This is a genomic window from Mesorhizobium sp. CNPSo 4688, from assembly GCF_057784295.1.
In genome coordinates this window covers 1-4,075 of sequence record NZ_JBWLUY010000065.1, presented here as the reverse complement: position 1 = coordinate 4,075, position 4,075 = coordinate 1, and the positions used below count along the sequence as shown (strand labels likewise).

Here is a 4,075-nt window from a genome sequence, read left to right as displayed (position 1 = left end):
GGCGAACCGGGCAGGTTCTTGCCGTCCGGCCTGGACGATGTCCTGCGCCTGCGATGGCAATGCACCCAGTTGATGGATGGGGTCCGCCGACGACATCAGGCGACCGCCTGAATTGGCGATCTCGCTCAGCTGCCGCTCAATGGCAAGGCCGTCTGGATTGTCCAGGGTCCTCGGCCTCTTCGCTGGCCCCAACCCAGCTGTGTCACGCTCATCGTTGATGAGGACCTCCTCGCTTGGCGGGAGGTTGCTGCTGGCAAATACACCCATCGGCTTGTCGGGGACCTGGCGCGCGGCTGGCTCGAGAGATGACCACCGGCCGGGTTTGTCCATCATCTCCCAAAGCAAATCCTGATCGTAGCCTTCCACGGGAGGCAGCTCATCTGGCCATCTGCCCGCGCCCTGCGACGCGCTGTGCTGCGCAGCGGCGCCGACGGACATCGGCTCCATCCGGATCGCGTTTCCGGGATCAGGAACGAGGGGAATATGGCGTTCGAGCTCCATCGCTTTAGCGCCTGCCTGCGATTTTCGCAGATCAGCCAGTGCGACACCGATATGCTGACTACCCCCGCCGTCCTTCCTATAGCGTTTGACATCGCCGTCCAATGATGTGCCGGAAAGCCGAGCAGCAATGCCCGGCTTGTTATTCTCACGCAGGTAGTCACTGAAACTGCGAAGAACAGCTGCATACAACCTGCCAGTCGATGTCCTTGCTTCGTTTTTGTATTCTCTGATGAGAGCCAGATCCTGGGGGTGAGGAGTTAGCTTAGCGCGGCCTGTGATCGGCATGACGCCGCCCGCCGAATGGAAGGTCCGCAGATGGTCCATTGCCGGACGGAGTCTCCCATTATGACCCTTTTCGATGGCCTCGCGCACATCATCGGTCAGCGACCGGTCGTCGAGCCGGGCAGCAATCGGATCTTTGTTATTTGCGAAGAGCCAGCGCCCGAAGCTGCGAAGAGAAGATACATAGGCGTTGGCAGTGCCATCGGCGGCATTGCCCTCGAAGAGGGCCTTCTCAAGCCCCGAAATAAGGCGAGCGTCCTCGGAATAAAGAGGCTGCTTGCTGCGCCCTATCAAAACCGGCTCGAGAGATGGCGACGGGCCGGGTTCGCCCGTCAGCTCCCAAAGCAAATCCTGATCGTAGCTTTCCACAGGAGGCAGCTCCTCCGGCCACCTGTCCGCTTCCTGCGACGCGCTGTGCTGGACAGCGGCGCTGCCGACGGGCATCGGCTCCATCCGGACCGCTTTTGCGGGTGCAGGAACGGGGAGGTTATGGCGCTCGAGCTCCATCGCTTTAGCGCCTGCCTGCGATTTTCGCAGATCAGCCAGTGCGGCACCGATATGCCGACTACCCGCGGCGTCTTTCCTATAGCGCTCGACATCGCTGTCCAACGACGTGCCGGAAAGCCGAGCAGCAATGCCCGGCTTGTTGTTCTCACGCAGGTAGTCACTGAAATTGCGAAGAACAGCTGTATACCGGCTGCGGGTCCCTGTCGCAGCTTCGTTTTTGTACTCTTTGATGAGAGCCACGTCCTGAGGGTGAGGATTTAGCTCAGCGCGGGCTGTGATCGGCACCACTCCGCCCGCAGACTGGAAGGTCCGGAGATGGTCCATTGCCGGACGGAGTCTCCCGTAATGACCCGTTTCGATGGCCTCGCGCACATCATCGGTCAGCGATTGCTCGTTGAGCCGGGCAGCAATCGGATCTTTTTTATTTGCGAAGAGCCAGCGCCCGAACCTGTGAAGAGAATATACATAGTTGTAGGCAGTGCGGTTGGCGGCGTTGCCGTTGGGGAATGCCTTCTCAAGTCCCGAAATAAGGCGAGCGTCCTCGGAATAAAGAGGCTGCTTGCTCCGCCCTATCCGAACTCCAGTTGACTGAGCCGGCCGCAGTGTCGAGGTCGCCGGTATTGCTCCGCCTGAATTGGCGATCTCGCTCAGCTGCCGCTCAATGGCAAGACCGTGTAGATTGGCTGGGGTCCTCGGCCTCTTCGCTGGCCGCAACCCAGCTGTGTCACGCTCATCGTTGATGAGGACCTCCTCGCCTGGCAGGAGGTTGCTGCTGGCAAGTGCATCCATCGGCTCGTCCGGGAACTGCTGGCGGTCGTAGCCCGAGTTCAAGGGACGAATGGACGCTCGATCCGAAGACTGGTCATGGCGCGCGGCTGGCTCGAGAGATGACGGGCCGGGTTTGTCCATCATCTCCCAAAGCAAATCCTGGTCGTAGCTTTCTACAGGAGGCAGCTCATCCCGCCATCTGCCCGCGCCCTGAGACGCGCTTTGCTGCGCAGCGGCGGCGCCGACGGGCATCGGCTCCATCCGCGGCGCGTTTTCGGAATCAGAAACGGGGAGGATATGGCGCTCGAGCTCCATCGCTTTAACGCCTGTCTGCGATTTTCGCAGATCAGCCAGTGCGGCACGGATATGCCGATCCCCGGCGCCCTTCCTATAGATCTCGACATCGCCGTCCAATGACGTGCCGGAAAGCCGACCAGCAATGCCCGGCTTGTTGCTCTCACGCAGGTAGTCACTGAACCTGCGAAGAAGAGCTGCATACAACCTGCCAGTCCTTGTCGCTGCGTCATTTCTGTACTCTTTGATGAGAGGCAGATCCTGGGGGTGAGGATTTAGCTCGGTGCGGCTTGTGATCAGCACGTTGCCCGTCGCCTGGAAGGTCCGGAGATGGTCTATTGCCGCACGGAGTCTCCCGTAATGACCCTTTTTCATGGCCTCGCGCACATCATCGGTCAGCGAACGGTCGTCCAGCCGAGCAGCAATCGGGTCTTTGTTATTTGCGAAGAGCCAGCGCCCGAAGTTGCGAAGAGAAGATACATAGGCGTAGGCAGTGGCATCGGCGGCCTTGCCCTTTGGGAGCGCGTTCTCAAGCCCCGAAATAAGGCCAGCGTCCTCGGAATAAAGAGGCTGCTTGCTCCGTCCTGTCAAAACTCCAGCTGTCTGAGACGGTTGCAGTGTCGAGGCGGCTGAATTGGCGATCTCGCTCAGCTGCCGCTCAATGGCAAGACCGTGTAGATTGTCCAGGGTCCTCGGCCTCTTCGCTGGCCGCAACCCAGCTGTGTCACGCTCATCGTTGATGAGGACCTCCTCGCTTGGCAGGAGGTTACTGCTGGCAAATGCACCCATCGGCTTGTCGGGGAACTGCTGGCGGTCGTAGCCCCAGTTCAAGTGGCGAACGGACTCTCGGGGATCCGATGACTGGTCATGGCGCGCGGCTGGCTCGAGAGATGACGACGGACCGGGTTTGTCCATCATCTCCCAAAGCAAATCCTGATCGTAGCTTTCTACGGGAGGCAGATCCGCTGGCCACCTGTCCGCTTCCTGCATCGGCTCCATCCGGACCGCCTTTTCGGCAGCAGGAACGAGGGGAATATGGCGCTCGAGTCCCATCGCTTTAGCGCCTGCCTGCGATTTTCGCAGATCAGCCAGTGCGGCACCGATATTCCCACTACCGCCGACGTCTCTCCTATAGCGCTCGACATCGCCGCCCAACGACGTGCCCGAAAGCCGACCAGCAATGCCTGGCTTGTTGCTCTTACGCAGGTAGTCACTGAATTTGCGAAGAACAGTTGCATACACCTTGCGGGTCGATGTCTCCGCGTCGTTTCTGTACTCTTCGATGAGAGCCACGTCCTGGGGGTGCGGAATTAGATCAGTCCGGCTTGTGATCGGCACGACTCCGCCCGTCGACTGGAAGGTCCGGAGATAGTTTATTGCCGAGAGGAGTCGTCTGTCATGACCCTTTTCGACAGCTTCGCGCGCTTCATCGGTCAGCGACTGGTCGTCGAGACGAGCAGCAATCGGATCTTTTTTATTTGCGAAGAGCCGGCGGCTGAAGCTGCGAAGAGAGTATATATAGGCGTTGGCGGTGTGATTGGCGGCCTTGCCCTTGGGGAGCGCGTTCTCAAGCCCCGAAATAAGGCGAGCATCCTCGGAATAGAGAGGCTCCTTGCTGTGCCCTATCAAAACCCCAGCTGACTGGACCGGCTGCAACGTCGAGGCCGCCGGCATTGCTCTGCCGCCACGGGAACTGGCGATCTCGCTCAGCTGCCGCTCAAAG

The 4,075-nt window shown here is 60.0% G+C and carries 1 pseudogene; it reads right to left on the bottom strand.

The features are described 5' to 3' along the window. Positions 1-4,075 (bottom strand): annotated as a pseudogene (locus AC04SH_RS34665) (hypothetical protein); the annotation flags it as partial.